General features: G+C 37.2%; 2 protein-coding genes. Both read left to right on the forward strand.

All coding sequences use genetic code 11. The features are described 5' to 3' along the window. The first annotated feature begins 119 nt into the window (after nt 1-119). Entirely contained in the window at nt 120-446 is a 327-nt protein-coding gene (locus VXQ92_RS20510; protein WP_225546369.1) for a hypothetical protein, read from the forward strand. Nucleotides 447-553: 107 nt separating this feature from the next. Next, nucleotides 554-1,092 (forward strand): signal recognition particle receptor subunit alpha (locus tag VXQ92_RS20515; protein ID WP_416683020.1); only part of this gene is annotated, 539 nt, incomplete at its 3' end.

The raw sequence follows: 1,092 nt of genomic DNA on the forward strand, positions 1-1,092 counted from the left end.
TCGTTCCTTAATGGGCTAGCAATTGTCATCCAGTAAGGTTAAAGAATAATAGCCTTACTGGATTTTGACCTTGTGCTGAAGTGCATTGAACCCTACACTACATTCATTAGAGGTAGGTCATGCTCACATTCAAAGAAAATTTTCTTAAATTAAAGTCTGAGTTAAAGGCAGATCAATGTTTTAATCTGTTTGTGATTATTATCATTGGCTGTATTTTTATGCTGTCTTATTTGGCATTACTACGTCCTGTGAATTCAGAACAGTATCAACGAATTGTGCAACTTTCTCGACAGGCTACTTATCCAAGAACTCAAGATATGGCCGAGTTGATTATGGCTCAATCAGAAATTCATAGAGCAGAGTATTTAAAGTTAATGCATGCTTATCAGTTTGAACATGATCACATCAAGCAATATCCTGCATTAGCGCAAGAAGATACTCAATAAGTATTGTCTTTATTTCAAAAAGGTTTTGCACGCTATTGAAGCAGGCAAAAATTTGAATTTATGCTAAACTTTCCGTTTTTTAACACGCTGCTTTTCAAGGAATCGGCATGCAACAACAATCGAATATGCAAAATAAATTCTTGATAGATGCTGAGATCGGGGATGACGATGTCACATTGCCTAATTTACCTGCTATCGATGTTCCTATCGTTGAGTCACCTGTTAAGCAAGAAGTAAAAGCTGAAGAAGTTGTCGAGGCTGCACCTTCTACAGAACCTGAGCAACCAAAATCTGGTTTCTTTGGACGAATGAAAGAAGGCTTGAGCAAAACTCGCCGTAATTTCACCGATGGGATGGTTAATATCTTAATTGGTGGGAAAGAAATTGATGATGAGTTGCTTGAAGAAGTCGAAGAGCAATTATTAGTTGCAGATATTGGTGTTGATGCAACAAAAACGATTATTACCAACTTAACTGAACGTACTGCTCGTGGTGATTTGATCTATTCACATTCACTTTATAAAGCCTTGCAAGAAGAGTTAGTTGCTTTGCTTGCTCCACGTGTGAAGCCTTTGCATATTGACCCTAATAAAACACCATATGTGAATTTAATGGTTGGGGTAAATGGTGTTGGAAAAACAACAAC

The sequence above is a fragment of the Acinetobacter sp. 228 genome (assembly GCF_048147885.1).

Coding starts and splice junctions, on each gene's coding strand:
- VXQ92_RS20510 (WP_225546369.1), top strand. CDS start 120: ATGCTCACATTCAAAGAAAATTTTCTTAAATTAAAGTCTGAGTTAAAG.